This is a genomic window from Microbulbifer sp. CNSA002 (assembly GCF_047324085.1).
In the GTDB taxonomy this organism is placed as follows: Bacteria; Pseudomonadota; Gammaproteobacteria; order Pseudomonadales; family Cellvibrionaceae; genus Microbulbifer.
The window spans coordinates 1545769-1560358 of sequence record NZ_CP172449.1; the positions used below are offsets into that span (position 1 = coordinate 1545769).

Below are 14590 nucleotides of genomic sequence, written 5' to 3' on the forward strand. Positions count from 1 at the left end.
TCATTGAGTTATTTCGTATCTAGAATGCCAACCCAATTGCAAAGGTTTCTGTTGGGCTATAGCGGCACCTCCCTGGCAACCGGGTTGCAGGTGATATTGCTGCCCTGGATTGCGCTGACGATCGTGGATCTTCCGGCCCTGCAATTGGGGTGGATTCAGGCATCAGTATTGCTGCCAAACCTGGTATTCCTGCTGTTTGGCGGCGCTTTAGCGGATAGGCGAGACCCGGCTCTGGTGTCGGCTCTGGCCTGTTTGGGCCTGGCGCTTTGTCATACCGCATTGTTGTTGTATTTCACCTTCCATGTCCTGAATTTATCCACCTTGATGGTTTACGGAATTTGCCTGGGGGTGTGCAGCGCTTTTTTACAGCCGGCACGGGATAACCTGGTGCAGCGCAGTGCCCGCAACCGCAAGGGGCAGGCCACTGAGCGAGGCGTGCAAAAAACCGTAACCTGGATGATGTTGGCGCAGTACGGCGGCCAGGCGGTGGGCATGCTGCTAGCGAGTCGATTTGACCAGTGGGGCTTGCAGCACTTGCTGGGTGTACAGATTGCCGTTGTGCTAGTGGCTTCATTATTGCTTTTCTCCTTGCGCCAGCCTCAAGAGCGTCAAAAGGCACCAGAGAAGCGACCCCATACCCTGATTCTGGATGGTCTCAGTCAGGCATGGAAACATCCGGTATTGCGGGAGCTGACAGCATTGATGGCGTTCAATGGCTTTGTGCATATTGGGGTTTTCCTGGTGGTCTTACCGCTGCTGGCCGAGGACTACGGCCGCGGTGCCGGTTACTACGCGACCCTGCAGCTGGCATTTATAGCGGGCACGGTGATCGCGACGGTGACTATGTTGAGACGGGGCCAGGGGCAGGAGCCAGGGCGAGGAATTTTGATGTGCTTGCTTTACAGCGCTGCACTCTTGATTGCTATCAGCCTGGGGCCAACAAAGTTTGGCTTGATTCTGTTGTGTCTGTGTTGGGGGGCGGTTGCGGCAGCCTCCGCAGGGTTGGGGCGAGGCATTGTGCAATTGATGGCGCCGGCGGATTATCGCAGTCGCATTATCTCTATTTATCAATTTGCCCTATTTGGCTCTGCGGCGCTGGGGGCCCTGGCTGCGGGTGTTTTGAGCGAGGTTGCAGCGCCTCTGACGACACTATTGTGGGCGGGAATCCTGAGTTTATTGGCATTCGCACTGGTTGCCCTGAGTGGGGCTCTACGGCAGGTTAAAATTTCCGATAGCGAGGTTTAGGGAGCCTCTGAATAGCTCCGTGATACCTCTGGCATGCAGAGCGGTTCACAATCAAGGCGCGGCTTCGCAGGAATGTCTAGACCTTTCAAGAAGTCGCAACGCGGAGTGTGAATCGCTCTGCAAGCCCCGAAGGGCGGGCCTTGAAGGCCGCATCTGCTGCGTTGCAGCTCTTGCAAAGGGCTACGGCCATTCGCGGCGAGCTGCGCCTTACATCTGCACCCTTCAAGACCCGCAGAGGCATTACGGAGTTATTCAGGGGCTCCTTAGGATTCCCGCAACGACCAAATCCGGTTGAGCCACCATATATTTAACAGGGAACTGCGGTTATGGAGGTGGGGTTTGGTATCAGTAAAAAGTGCCAAATGGTCACAGAGAGTCACGACAAACAGCCATGCGCTGGACCTTGAAGCCGGTGTATTTAGCCTGGATGATCCAAAAGCGATAGCCAAATCCCTGAAGAGTGCAGCTGAGGCCAGTCAGCAGCGCAAATCAGAGCCTTTCCGTTCAGCCATGTCTATGCTCACTTTTTATATCAATCGTGCGGGTCATCATTTGCCTGCGCGCAGGCGCAGAATCCTGGAGGCCGCGAAAAATGAATTGCGTGAGCTTTATGGGCGTCCGCGCCGGCATTGAGCCGGCGCAGGGTAGAGGCGATGAAGTCTTTTAGGGGGCTAGGCAGGGCAGGCAGCGCACGTAGAGTCCGCGCGGGTCGCGGAAGCTCTGCAGTTCGCCGATTGGTGCCAAAACCGGTTGTAAGCTGTTTAACCAGGCGCCGAGTGGCAGGTTTGCCTCAAGGCTGGCGGCGATACGTGCATCCACATTATCGCTCAGGGCGCGCAGGAATCTTTCGCCGGGAGTCAGCTCGCGCTGGATCTCTATTACATCGTATTCTTCGATCTCAGCAAGCTGTGCGGCGTCGGCAATGGCGTCGTTGAGATTGCCCAGATCGTCTACCAGCCCCAGGTTTTTGGCCGCGCGCCCGGTCCAGACCTGGCCCTGGGCAATTTTGTGCACTTCCTTGGGAGTGCTGCCACGGGACTCGGCCACAATTCTCAGGAACCTGGCGTAGGTATTATCCACTCCCTGTTGCAGGATACTGGCGGCTGCCTCGGGTAGGGCACGATCCAACCGCATGCTGCCGGCCAGGTCTGAAGTGCCCACACCATCGGTATAAATACCCAGTGCCTCGAGGGAATCCTCAAAGGTCGGGAAGGCGCCAAATACGCCAATGGAGCCTGTCAGGGTTGCGGGAGAGGCCCAGATTCGATCGCCGCCGGTAGCAATCCAGTAGCCACCAGATGCGGCCAGACTGCCCATGGAGATAACGACAGGGATATCGGCTTCGCGGGTAGCGAGTAACTCCTGTCGAATTGCTTCTGACGCGAAGGCGGAGCCGCCACCACTGTCAATACGCAGAACCAGTGCATCAACTTCTTTTTTGCGCGCCTGTGCGATTAGTTCTCCCAGGCTTTCGCTGCCGATCCTGCCGGCGGGAGCGCGGCCATCGACAATAGAACCGCTTGCCGTGATTAAGGCAATCTTATTGGGTTCTTTCTTGGCGGCGACTTCGCTGAGCTTTTGGCTGCGTAAATAGGTGAGGGCATCGATGGCCTTATAACTGCGTTCATCGTTCTCATCTTCACCAATGGTTTTGCGTAGCTCTTGAACAGCCAAGTTGCGGTTGGCGAGTTGGTCGACCAGTTTATTGGCCAGAGCAGTACGTGCCCAGTCGCCCTCATGCTGCTGCAGTTTCTGGGGTAACTCGTCGATAAATAGATCGATGCTCTCAGTTGGCAGGTTGCGAAGGCCAGTCACCTGTTCGGTGTATTCACTCCAGAGTTCATGCAGCCAGCGCTGGTTATTCTCACGAGAAGCCGGAGACATGTCGTCGCGAGTATAGGGTTCGATAAAATCCTTGTAGTCGCCAACGCGGAACACGTGGAAATTGACTTTGAGCTTTTCAAGGGCGCTTTTATAGTAATTCCGATAGACGCCAAAGCCGGTGAGCATCACGGAACCCATTGGATTCAGGTACACTTTATCGGCGTGGCTGGCGAGGAAATACTGCGCCTGGGTGTAGTTATCACCTACCGCATAAATGGGCTTGTCGGCAGCCTTGAAGCGCTGCAGGGCTGCGCCAATCTCGTCGAGCTTGCTGAGACTGCCGCCGACCATATTGTCGAGCTCCAGCACCAGTGCGGAAATGCGTTTGTCCTGTGCGGCTTTGTCGATAGAGTCGACAAGATCCTTAACCCTGATTTCCGCTGGCCCCTGGGAGCCGCCGAAGAAAATCGGTAATCCGCTGGGCTGGCTGAGCTCATCTACCAGAAATCCACTCGGAGCCACGCGCAGGGCCGCGCCTTGTGGGACTACCAGCTGTTCGTCCTTGCCAAAAATTGCGATACCCAGGAATACCAGTATTAACAGGAACACCAGGTTGGTAAACACTCGCCTCAGCCAGGTAATTGAGCCGCCAATGGCACCAAAAAAGCTGCGGAACAGTCCTTTCTCATTGGATGAATCAGTCAAACCTCAAAACTCCTTAGTGCGCTGAGGGGCAAGCGTTGTCTATTTATCAGTTACAAAATCATTAGCAATGTGAGTAGTGCCGGTGGCTATTGCATGCGATGCCAGCGGCTGCTCATCATTGATGAAAAGAATAGGATAAGGCTAAGGACTACCAGTACGCCATCCTGCCAGCCGCGTGTAGGCATCATTACGTCGACAATACTGGCAGTGATATACAGCAAAAGAATAAAACAGAGCCACAGATAGCTACGATAGTGCTGCTTTAGTAACCCAGGTAGTACCAACAGCAGTGGTATGGTCTGCAAGCACCACAGGAACAATGAGCCGCCTTCGAGGAATAGATTCCAGACGACAAACAGTACGAGCATGCCGATATAACAAATCCAGTTAATTCGCAGCGCTATCTTGAGCTTGCGCTGTACAGAATCGTTCACACTTTATCCTCTAGTTGTCGCCGTTATGTGCATTATCCAGCGTCTGTGCCAGGCTGCCGACTCGCTTGCCCAGTGCTCGGCACAGGGTTACTTCGTCATCGGAAAGCGATGTGGCGTGTTCACCGGACCAGTGTGAGGCACCATAGGGTGTGCCGCCAGTGCGGGTGCGCATTAAGGCGGCTTCGGAGTATGGGATGCCGGCGATTAACATGCCGTGGTGCAGTAGGGGCAGCATCATGGATACCAGCGTAGTTTCCTGACCACCGTGAAGACTGCCAGTGGCGGTAAATACCGCAGCCGGCTTACCGGTAAGGCTGCCATCGAGCCAAATATCACTGGTTTGGTCAAGGAAATAGCGCAGCGGAGAGGCCATGTTGCCAAAGCGGGTAGGGCTGCCCATCAGTAAACCGGAGCAATTGCGCAGGTCCTCGATTGTACAGTAGGGGGCACCTTCGGTGGGTACCGGCGGCTCGCTGGCTTCAGTGTCTGGGGATACGCCGGGCACGGTGCGCAGGCGAGCGGTAATCCCACTGGCCTCTACGCCGCGAGCCAGTTCGGTGGCCATGCGCGCTGTAGCGCCGGTGCGGCTGTAGTAGAGGATGAGGACATAGCCTTCGTTGTCCCGATCCATCAGATCAGCCCCAGTACATTTTCAGGGGGCCGCCCTATCACTGCTTTGTCGCCTTTTATAACGATCGGGCGTTGGATCAAAATAGGGTTTTGAGCCATTGCGTCAATTAACTGGGATTCGGCCAGATCTTTGTCTTTCAGATTTAACTGCTTGTAGGGCTCTTCACCAGTGCGCAACAACTGTCGTGCATCAATATCCAGTTTGTGCAGCAACTGCTGAATATCCTCGGCAGAAGGTGGAGTTTGTAGATAGAGAACCACCTCAGGTTCAATACCGTTATCCTGCAATAGCTGTAGGGTTTGGCGGGATTTTGAGCAGCGGGGGTTGTGGTAAATCGTCCACATTGTGGCGGCATCCTGTTACTGTTTGGCGTATTCTAACCGAAGAATGTTGCGGAGTTCTAAGGCGCTTCTGAATAATTCCCCCAACGTCCTGCGGGGTTTTCGGGAGCTCCTTGGCTATTTGGGGCAGTAATACTGCGGCCTGGGCGAGATGTTCAGGCATAGAGAGATCACAATGAGAAGCACCGTAAAGGATTGGGGAAACCACTGGCTGCGCTTTGCGACGTCACTGTGGAAACTGTTTGATGAAAAGGATTGTCGGCAACGCGCGGCTGCTCTCACCTACCTGACACTGTTTGGCATAGTTCCCCTGGTGACGGTCAGCTACGCCATGTTGTCACTGTTTCCCGACTTTGCCGGCTTGCAGAGTAGGTTACAGGATCAACTGTTCACCCACTTTTTACCTCAGAGTGGGCGCGAGATCCAAAAATATATCAGCAGTTTTTCCGAACAGGCACAGCGTTTGACTGGCGTTGGTATCGCGATGCTGATTATTACTGCGGGTTTGACCCTTCGCGGTATCGAGGGGACCTTTAATTCTATCTGGGACGTCCAAAAAGGCCGCAGCGGCGTTTCGAGTTTTCTTTTGTACTGGGCGATATTGAGTCTCGGTCCAATCCTATTAGGGGCGGGACTGGCGACAAGTACTTTTGTCTTTTCACAAAAATTTTTCTTGGGTGGAGCTGATTCTTTTGAGGTAACTTCGTTGTTATTCAGGATTCTACCGTTTGTTTTCAGCTCCATAGTTTTTACCCTACTGTTCATCGCTGTGCCCAATTGCTATGTCCCGTTGCGCCACGGAATAGAGGGGGGGATCATAATCTCGATTGTTTTCGAGGTTATGAAGTACTTATTCGGCTTGTTGGTAGCGCGGAGTTCGGTCCAGGCAATCTATGGGGCATTCGCTGTTGTTCCCCTGTTCCTGCTTTGGATTTATCTGATGTGGATACTGGTATTGGCTGGCTGTGTGTTGGTGCGCACACTATCGGTTTATCAAGCTGCGACCCAGGAGCGGGAGCATTCTGACCTGGTTGCCCTCCTTATTGTTCTCTGGCAGATGTATAAGAAATGCGCGAAGGGGAGGCCTCTGAAGGAGCGAGATATTTCCCGTATGGGAATCAAGTTTGTTCAGTGGCGAAGGTTGCGGAATATCCTTCAGGCTAATCGTATGGTGACCCAGACTGATCGCAATGATTATGTTTTGCTGAGGGACCTGAATACGGTGTCCCTGGTTGAATTGGCAGGCTGGCTGAGTTCGGATTGGATGCCCAGTGGAATTCCTGCGAGTCTGGATGGATTGCCCTGGTATGGAGAGGTAGAGCAACGCTTTGCCAATGCCAGAGAGTCAACCCGAGAGCAATTAGGTATTACTGTTGGGGAGTTGTTCCTGGAGGCCGAACAAAAGGAAGCTGAAGATAAGCCCCTTGAGCTGGGTCACGACGGCGGGACTGATGATAAGCAAACAAACTCTGAAAGCGGGGGAGAAAGTGGGCCTGATGAAAATAGTCAAAGTGAAGATGACAAGAGCAGCAGCGGTCACCTTTCTTTTGTTGGTATGCGGAATAAGCGCCTGCGCTAAAGACGATAAATCGCTTCTAGCCATTGATGGGGAAGAGTTGGATGTATCGGGTAAGGTTTTGCTGGTTAACTATTGGGCAGAGTGGTGTAAGCCCTGTCGAGAGGAGATCCCGGTCCTTAACCAACTGGCCGACGGTAACAACAATGTCGTTGTTGTTGGGGTGAACTTCGACAATTTACCGATTGCGGAAATACAAAAACAGGCGGATAAGTTGGGTATTACTTTTCCCGTTCTAGTGGCCGAACCGCAAGGGCGCTGGGGGCAGGAGAAGCCGGAGGTGCTGCCTTCTACGTTCATTATTGGTACCGATGGTCGCTGGCATAAAACATTGGTTGGCCCGCAGGATAGAGACGACTTCATTTCGGCTCTCAATCTATAGCGAGTACTAATGGAGTGCTGGTAAAAGCCGGCGGGGTAACAGTGGATTATTAGAAGCTCCCAAACTTTATAAAACTATAACTAACACATCTATAGGCTTGTGGCGGTTCGCTGATAGCATGCCGCCACTTTCCCCTTTTGTTCCGGGTGGGACCCAGACCTTATGCATATCAGTTCATTTGCTTTCCTGCTTCTATTTATTGTTTTTATATACGGACTTTTTCGCTGGCAGCGAGGCCGTGACTCCCTCGCACCAGCAGTGCTGGCTGGCCTGATTCTTGGGGTTATCTTTGGAGGCACCCTGCAACTGTCTCGCGGATGGGGGGCTGCACCCGCAGAGGTGATACCTTGGGTAGAGATGATAGGGGACAGTTACGTAAATCTATTGTATTTACTCGTGATGCCCCTGGTGCTGACTTCCATATTAGTGGCGGTAGTTAAAGTCAGTCATACCCAGGCGCTGGGCAAAATCAGTATTTCAGTCCTGGGGGTGCTATTGGGAACAACGGCGGTGGCCGCTCTAATTGGCGTGGCTATGGCCGAGCTATTTGGTTTGTCGGCTGCGGGATTGGTTGAGGGTTCCAGGGAAGCTGCGCGAGTGGAAGTGCTGAATGAGCGAATTGGCAAGGTCACGGACCTTTCCATTCCTGAGATTATTACCTCTTTTGTTCCGCGCAATATTTTTCTGGACCTGACCGGGGCTCGCTCTACTTCTGTTATAGCGGTGGTTATATTCGCGGTGCTTTTAGGGTTGGCAGCCTTGGCGGTTCGCCGTGAATTTCCCGAAGAGGGCGCAGCGATTGAGCGCTTCGTTCATGTGGCTCAAGTCTGGGTTATGAAGCTGGTGCGACTAGTGATGGCTTTTACCCCTTACGGCGTGATGGCCCTGGTTACAGGCCTGATCGCTAAATCCAGTATGGGGGATATTCTTAACTTATTGAGTTTTGTGCTGGCCTCCTTTACGGCTATTGGTTTGATGTTCCTGGTGCACGGTCTGTTGCTACTTATTAATGGTATCAATCCGCTGCACTATTTCACCAAGGTATGGCCGGTGCTGGTTTTTGCCTTTAGCTCCCGCTCCAGTGCTGCAACTATTCCCCTGAATGTCGAGACTCAGGTAGACCAGCTGCGTACGTCTCCAGCAATTGCCAATTTCTCTGCATCTTTCGGTGCGACTATTGGGCAAAACGGCTGCGCCGGTATTTATCCGGCCATGCTGGCAGTAATGGTGGCAGTGCCGATGGGGATCAATGTATGGGACCCAGTATGGATTGCTACTTTAGTGGCGGTTGTAATGATCAGTTCTTTCGGTATAGCGGGCGTTGGTGGCGGGGCGACCTTTGCAGCCTTGGTGGTACTGCCGGCAATGGGGTTGCCAGTTACTATCGCAGCTCTGCTAATTTCTGTTGAACCTCTGATTGATATGGCGCGAACCGCGCTGAATGTTAACGGCGCTATGACTGCTGGCACCCTGACACAACGCTGGCTCGGCGATGAAGTGCCCGGCCCGGAAGTTGTAGAGGGTTGAACAGAGAATGGTACTTTGTGCACCGATTATTTTTGTCTTCTGATTTCGCCGATTTTTCATAGGAGTCCTGTCAACCAGCTCTGGTGCCTGACGTTATAGTCAGTGCTGTTAACGCATTGAGTTTTTTGTTCACGGAACTGGAGCAACTTATGAATAAACTGATAGGACTGTCAGTACTGGCGCTTAGCCTTGGTTTTCCCCTCTCGCTGCAAGCTGAAAGCAGTGAGGATGATGGACATGATCGCGGCGACCGTATTGAAAATCGTCTCGACAGAAAGGGGGATCGTATTGAAGAGCGCCTCGACGATAAAGGTGATCGTATTAATGAGCGCCTGGACCAGCGGTCTGAGCAGGCTGCCGCTAATGGGAGAGATAAATTAGCTGCACATTTAGATAAAAAAGGTGATCGTATCGATAGGCGCCTGGATAACAAAGGTGAGAAAATAAACGAGCGCCTCGATAAAAAAGGCGAGCGAATAGATAATAGATACGATCGGAAGAACGAACGCGGCGAGCGGACAAAAAAGCACCATCGTAGATCCCGTGACAACAATAACGATTAGTGATTGTTGGTTGTAGCAGGCATTATCTAGTGGGTTGCGGCAAACTAAGGAGCCTCTGAATAATTCCGTGATATTTCTATAGTCTTGGAAGACTGCAGTCGCTAGGCGCAGCCTGCTGATAAAGGCCTTAGTCCTTTGCAAGAGCTATGCAGTAGCTGGGGCCTTCTAAGTCTGTCCTACGGGGATTTCAGAGTGGTTCATACTCTGTGCTGCGACTTCTCAAAAGGTTTAAACACTCCTGTGAAGCCTTGCCTAGACTGTGAGTTGCCCTGACAGCCAAAGAAATATCACGGAATTATTTAGAGGCTCCGCAATAGCCGTAGAAGGATTGCATCCTCGTCAAGGGACCTCAATCGGCTTTTATGGATCAGTTTCTCGCTTCAGTTGAAAAGCGGGCATTCACTATGGCGAAATATGCTGTAGGGGACCGTGATGATGCGCTGGATATCGTTCAGGACTCTATGCTTGCACTCGTCAAAAGCTATAGCTGCAGAGACCGTGCGGAGTGGCGCCCATTATTTTTTACCATTCTTAATAACCGCATAACCGATTGGCATCGTCGCAAGAAAAACCTGTCCCGTTGGCAGCTGTTGAAAGATAAACTTCCTATTAATAGCGAAGGCGATGAATGGGATCTGAGTGAATTTCCCGACCCCAACGGCCGCAGCCCGGATAGTGTCCTAATCGGTGAACGTACGATTGATGCCATTGACCGCGCCATTGAAAAGTTACCTCTGCGTCAACAGCAGGCTTTTTTGTTGCGCTGCGTTGAAGGCTTTAATGTCAGTGAGACAGCAGGGGCTATGGCTTGTAGCGAGGGAAGTGTGAAGACTCACCTCTCTCGAGCATTGCGCAGCCTGCGGGTTCATTTGGAGGCGATGGAATGAGTAATTTAGAAAACAATTCATCGACTAACGAGAAGCGTATACTCGGAGCGGCCAGTGCCGCTGTTATACGTAGAGAGAGATCGCTCGATACGGAAACCCTGGCTGAGTTGCGGCGAATCCGCTCCGCAGCGCAAGATCAAAATAATAAAAAACGGTACTTTTCACTTAACACCTTGTATCCATACCTTCCAGTTACAGCGGCTTCTGCCGCAGTGCTATTTCTTGCTCTATGGTGGCCCAGTTCTGTTATCAATAATGAAAGTCGTACAGAGCTGCTAGTGAGTGGTGATTGGCTGCTGGACGAAGATATGGATATCGAGATGATTGAGGATATGGAGTTTTATCAGTGGTTGGCGGAGGAGTTGGATGGGCACTCTTCGTAGTGTTTTATTCATCATATCTATGTGTGCGCTCGTATTTCCAGGTACTACCGAGGCGGAGGAAGCTGAGCCTCTGCCGGAGGAATTCCTGTTATTCCTGGAAGAGTGGGTCGATGAACAAGGTGATGTCGTTATCCCTGAAGATCCCGAGTTGGTTCAAGGTCCCGGGCAACCCCAAGAAGGCACCAAAAGCAAAGATATATGGCTGGGGGACAGTCATGACTAAAACCCTGGTCACAACTTGTTTGATGGCAGCCTCACTGCTTTGGGCTGGTATGGCGTGGTCGGTGGAGTGGAAAAGCCTAAGTGATAGTGATCGCAAGCTGTTACAGGGTATGGAAGAGCGCTGGCCCAACATGTCTGATAGCCAGCAGGAGAGGTTGTTGCGGGGTGCGCGTCGATGGAACTCAATGAGCCCTGAGCAGCGTGACAATGCTCGGCAGCGCTATGAAAAATGGCAGTCTCTGCCCCAGGAACGCCGTAATCAGCTGCGGGAATCTTATCGACAGTACCGCGCCCTGCCGGAAGGCAGGCGTGAGAGTATCCGTGAGGCTCGTGAGAGATATCGGCAGATGTCCCCCGAACAGAGAGAGCAAGTGCGCGAGCGCTGGCGGGAAGCTAGGGGCGATAGGAGTGAACCGCAAAGGCCCAGGGGTGATAGGGCTCGGGGAGAGCGAGCGCAAGGGGATAGACTCAGGGAAGATGGGCCTAGGAGGGACAGGTCCGATGAAAATAGACCTAGAGGAAACCGGCACAGAGAAGACCGACCAAGGGGCGACCGGGCGAGAGGAGATAGGCCCAGAAGGGAGCACGAAAGGGGGAGAAGGCACCAGGATTCTCGGCCTAGGCGTGATCGAGAGTCCAGTGACCGACGAGAGGGTGATGAGGAGACTGATAGTTCATCTGGGGCTCCTGAATAGTGCCCTGCCATTCAAATTCCAATCCTGAGAGGCTGGCTTATCGTTTTACCTCGCTGCTACGCTGGTACGACAGTGTAATTCAGCGTCTATTCAGATCATCTTAAGTAATCTGGCTCCCGTTGATGACTAGCGGGAGATATATCGTGCAACTATACAAACAGCTAATCGCGGGTGCGGCAGTTGCGGCACTGGTGGGTCTAAGTTCTACTGCCAGCGCGGGCCCCCGAGGCTATGCTGCGGGTGGCTATGATTATGCGCGAGTTACCGAGGTTACTCCCGTCTACACCGATGTTCAGGTTGTTACACCGACGACTCAGTGTCGCGATGAACAGGTTGCCTATCGCGAGCCGACTTCCCCGGCAGGTACTGTAGTGGGGGGACTTATAGGTGCTGCAATCGGCAATAACTTAGGCGATCACGGCCACCGTGGACGCTACGGTTATCATCGCAGTCACAATCGTGGCGGCGCCACAATCGCAGGGGCTTTGGTGGGCGCCCTGGTAGGTAACCAGATCAGCCGTGCCAATGCTCCAGTCCACTATGCAACAGAGTCCCGTTGCCATGTTGTAGATGAATACTCTACAAGAAGGGAATTAGTCGGATACGATGTCCGCTATCGGTATAATGGGCAAGTTTACTTGACTCGCACTGACCATCATCCGGGCGATAGAATCCGGGTCCATGTCGACGTCTCACCGGCTCTTTGAGCCCGGTTGAGGGCGGCAGGGAGTTTATAAAGGGTGGAAAATTGGATATCCACAGGAGCCGCACCGTGAAACTGAATCGTACCTTACTTGGCTTTATTGCTTTTACCGCTGTGTTTTTGCCGGCGCTCTGCAGTGCCACGGTACACAGCTACCCCGCTTATGAGCGGGAGAGTTTTCAGCCCCACTTTCTTCGTGTTCAAGGGGGAGAAATCTCAAGGGATCGGGCTGCTTCAATCGTAAAACAACGCTTTGGTGGAAAAATTCTCGCCATTTCTGAGACCAAGAAACAGGGGCGAGCCGTGTATCGGGTGAAAGGACTGTCGGCCAAAAGCCAGGTTTATGTGGTGTTTGTCGATAAACAGAGCGGCAGTATATCCCGCTAGCAGAATAATTGAGAGCCGCAATAAGGTAATTACTATGCGCGCACTACTAGTTGAAGATGAAGCATTACTGCGGCAGCAGCTGGCGGAATCCCTGCGAACGGCCGGGTACACCGTTGACGAAGCCCCCGATGGAGAAGAGGCACTTTATCTGGGGAGGGAATATCCCTACGACGTTGCAGTAATGGACCTGGGTTTACCCAAAATTGATGGTATCCAGGTTATTGAAACACTGCGCCGTGAAGAGAAGCATTTTCCTATCCTGATTTTAACGGCTCGGGGACACTGGCAGGAAAGGGTCTCCGGCCTGGAAGCTGGCGGGGACGATTACCTGGTAAAACCCTTCCATACTGAAGAACTGCTCGCACGGTTGAATGCCCTGGTTCGCCGTTCCGCAGGTTTCTCATCACCGACGATTAAAGCCGGACCTATCGTTCTGGATACCAGTGCGCAACGGGTTAGTGTGGATGAAGTTGAATTGGACCTGACTTCATTTGAGTACAAGGTACTTGAATACCTGATGCTACATCCGGATGAAGTGGTGTCAAAAACCACCCTGACAGAACATATCTATGAACAGGACTGTGACCGGGACAGCAATGTGATAGAGGTGTTTATTGGACGCCTGCGGAAAAAAATTGATGCGGCAGCCAAGCTTAAGCCTATCGAGACTCTGCGCGGGCGCGGCTATCGCTTTGTGATTCCGCAGTGAGATCCATCAATTTCCCCCTGCTTTCCTATATTCTGGGTTCCTTAAAGGGGCGTCTGGCCCTGGTTACCAGTCTTGTGCTGGTCGGCTTTATTCTTCTTATCTCTGGAGTCCTCGAGCACGCCTATCGCACGTCCCTGAATGAAGCCAAGCAGCGGGAGCTGCAGGTCTACATTTACACCCTGCTGGCGGTTGCTGAGCCGGAAGGTAAAACCCTGATTCTGCCCCCGAGTTTGCCCGAGCAACGCTTCAACCAGCCTGATTCCGGTTTGGTGGGCGCTGTTATTGATCGGGAGGGTGAGATTATCTGGCGTTCGGAGTCAGCCCTGGCAATGCCGCAGCTGGAGTTCTATCCGCTTTCACAGGGGCAGGAGTCCTATTCGCAGGTATCGGTTCCGGGAGAAGAGGGAAGTTATAGCAGTTTCCGCCAAGGGGTTGCCTGGGGGCTGGAAGATGAAAATTTGTTTACCTTTGCAGTGCTCGAGGATGCGGCCCCGCTACAGGCTCAAGTGGGGCAGTTTCGCTCAACCATGTGGCACTGGTTGGGGTTGGGAGCATTGTTATTAATCCTTGCACAGTGGTTGGTTCTGCGCTGGGGGTTTGCTCCGCTGACAGCCCTGGCTAATGCGCTTCAGGAAATGCAGCGTGGGGGTGCTGATCGATTGGAGGGTAATTTTCCGCGGGAGCTGCGCCCACTGACAGATAACTTAAATCTGTTGATTGAAAATGAGCGCCGCCAGAGAGAAAAAACCCGGCATACATTAGCTGACCTGGCCCACAGCCTGAAGACGCCATTAGCGGTATTGAAAGGTCTTAAATTTTCTGGAGATTCAACAACCGCCGGCAAGACGCTAACGGATCAGGTGCAGCGGATGGACAGTATTATCAGTTATCAACTGCAGCGGGCAGTAACCAGTTCGCCGAAATCCATTATACGGGGGACACCGGTTGCGCCACTGCTCCATAAAATACTGGATGCGCTTGAAAAGGTGTATCGCAGTAAGCCGTGTGATGTCGAAAGTTCCTGTGCTGAAAACACCCTGTTTTATGGTGACGAAGGTGACCTGATGGAAGTCCTGGGTAACTTGCTGGATAACGCTTATAAATATGGTGACGGGAAATTATCGGTTGCCGTTGAGAATATGGAAGATACTCGCAAACTGTCTATTCGAATTAAAGACAATGGCCCAGGGCTGGACAGTGAGAAATGGCAAGCGGTTACCCAGCGGGGCGTTCGTGCCGATGAACAGCAACCTGGGCAGGGTATTGGACTTGCCGTGGTAGTGGATATTGTTGAGAGCTATGAAGGGCAAATAAATGCGGCCCCTCTTCCTCAGGGAGGTACGGAAATTACGGTACAACTGTAATTTCCGTTTTGC

The 14590-nt window shown here is 52.6% G+C and carries 18 protein-coding genes; 14 read left to right on the forward strand and 4 right to left on the reverse strand.

The genetic code is table 11. From position 1 onward, the window contains the following. The first annotated feature begins 36 nt into the window (after nt 1-36). Together ACG1BZ_RS06865 and ACG1BZ_RS06870 are read left to right on the forward strand one after the other, a co-directional pair. Entirely contained in the window at nt 37-1245 is a 1209-nt protein-coding gene (locus tag ACG1BZ_RS06865) for an MFS transporter (protein WP_413664959.1), read from the forward strand. Nucleotides 1246-1584: 339 nt separating this feature from the next. After that, entirely contained in the window at nt 1585-1878 is a 294-nt protein-coding gene (locus tag ACG1BZ_RS06870; protein WP_413664960.1) for a DUF3175 domain-containing protein, read from the forward strand. A gap of 30 nt (nt 1879-1908) precedes the next feature. On the opposite strand, the gene sppA is transcribed toward ACG1BZ_RS06870, so the two are convergent. The 4 genes from sppA to arsC form a co-directional block, all read right to left on the reverse strand. Further along, nucleotides 1909-3774: a signal peptide peptidase SppA gene (sppA, locus tag ACG1BZ_RS06875; RefSeq protein WP_413664961.1), complete on the reverse strand. Its 1866-nt coding sequence runs from the start codon at nt 3772-3774 to the stop codon at nt 1909-1911. An 86-nt stretch (nt 3775-3860) separates the two neighbouring features. Next, the gene (locus ACG1BZ_RS06880) at nt 3861-4208 is read right to left on the reverse strand and encodes a DUF2069 domain-containing protein (protein ID WP_413664962.1); all 348 of its coding nucleotides are present in this window, start codon (nt 4206-4208) and stop codon (nt 3861-3863) included. Between the two features lie 10 nt (nt 4209-4218). Further along, on the reverse strand, nt 4219-4839 hold the full coding sequence (gene wrbA, locus ACG1BZ_RS06885; RefSeq protein WP_413664963.1) for an NAD(P)H:quinone oxidoreductase: 621 nt from the start codon (nt 4837-4839) through the stop codon (nt 4219-4221). Further along, entirely contained in the window at nt 4839-5183 is a 345-nt protein-coding gene (gene arsC, locus ACG1BZ_RS06890) for an arsenate reductase (glutaredoxin) (protein WP_282931887.1), read from the reverse strand. The genes wrbA and arsC overlap by 1 nt, the downstream gene beginning before the upstream one ends. Before the next feature lie 172 nt (nt 5184-5355). Between arsC and ACG1BZ_RS06895 the strand changes: the two genes are divergently transcribed. From ACG1BZ_RS06895 to ACG1BZ_RS06950, 12 genes are all read left to right on the forward strand, one after another. Beyond that, the gene (locus ACG1BZ_RS06895) at nt 5356-6759 is read left to right on the forward strand and encodes a YihY family inner membrane protein (protein ID WP_413664964.1); all 1404 of its coding nucleotides are present in this window, start codon (nt 5356-5358) and stop codon (nt 6757-6759) included. Then, complete coding sequence (locus ACG1BZ_RS06900) at nt 6698-7138, forward strand: TlpA family protein disulfide reductase (RefSeq protein ID WP_413664965.1); 441 nt, start codon at nt 6698-6700, stop codon at nt 7136-7138. Before ACG1BZ_RS06895 ends, ACG1BZ_RS06900 begins: the two co-directional genes overlap by 62 nt. Before the next feature lie 162 nt (nt 7139-7300). Then, complete coding sequence (locus ACG1BZ_RS06905; protein WP_413664966.1) at nt 7301-8665, forward strand: L-cystine transporter; 1365 nt, start codon at nt 7301-7303, stop codon at nt 8663-8665. 149 nt (nt 8666-8814) lie between these two features. After that, a complete protein-coding gene (locus ACG1BZ_RS06910; RefSeq protein WP_413664967.1) occupies nt 8815-9228 on the forward strand; it encodes a hypothetical protein in 414 nt (137 codons plus the stop codon). Nucleotides 9229-9632: 404 nt separating this feature from the next. Then, nucleotides 9633-10115: an RNA polymerase sigma factor gene (locus ACG1BZ_RS06915; RefSeq protein ID WP_413664968.1), complete on the forward strand. Its 483-nt coding sequence runs from the start codon at nt 9633-9635 to the stop codon at nt 10113-10115. Further along, nucleotides 10112-10498, forward strand: a complete 387-nt coding sequence (locus ACG1BZ_RS06920; protein WP_413664969.1) for a hypothetical protein — start codon at nt 10112-10114, stop codon at nt 10496-10498. The genes ACG1BZ_RS06915 and ACG1BZ_RS06920 overlap by 4 nt, the downstream gene beginning before the upstream one ends. Next, nucleotides 10482-10721 (forward strand): hypothetical protein, encoded by a 240-nt coding sequence (locus ACG1BZ_RS06925; RefSeq protein ID WP_413664970.1) that lies wholly within the window; start codon nt 10482-10484, stop codon nt 10719-10721. Before ACG1BZ_RS06920 ends, ACG1BZ_RS06925 begins: the two co-directional genes overlap by 17 nt. Continuing rightward, nucleotides 10714-11415 carry a DUF3106 domain-containing protein gene (locus ACG1BZ_RS06930; protein ID WP_413664971.1) on the forward strand — a complete coding sequence of 234 codons (702 nt, stop codon included), beginning with the start codon at nt 10714-10716 and terminating at the stop codon, nt 11413-11415. The genes ACG1BZ_RS06925 and ACG1BZ_RS06930 overlap by 8 nt, the downstream gene beginning before the upstream one ends. A 143-nt stretch (nt 11416-11558) precedes the next feature. After that, complete coding sequence (locus tag ACG1BZ_RS06935; RefSeq protein WP_413664972.1) at nt 11559-12122, forward strand: glycine zipper 2TM domain-containing protein; 564 nt, start codon at nt 11559-11561, stop codon at nt 12120-12122. Between the two features lie 65 nt (nt 12123-12187). Then, nucleotides 12188-12505, forward strand: coding sequence for a PepSY domain-containing protein (locus ACG1BZ_RS06940; protein WP_413664973.1), 318 nt, complete (start codon nt 12188-12190; stop codon nt 12503-12505). 34 nt (nt 12506-12539) lie between these two features. Then, nucleotides 12540-13214: a response regulator transcription factor gene (locus ACG1BZ_RS06945; RefSeq protein WP_282931897.1), complete on the forward strand. Its 675-nt coding sequence runs from the start codon at nt 12540-12542 to the stop codon at nt 13212-13214. Next, nucleotides 13211-14578 carry an ATP-binding protein gene (locus ACG1BZ_RS06950; RefSeq protein ID WP_413664974.1) on the forward strand — a complete coding sequence of 456 codons (1368 nt, stop codon included), beginning with the start codon at nt 13211-13213 and terminating at the stop codon, nt 14576-14578. The genes ACG1BZ_RS06945 and ACG1BZ_RS06950 overlap by 4 nt, the downstream gene beginning before the upstream one ends. The last annotated feature ends 12 nt before the right edge of the window (nt 14579-14590 follow it).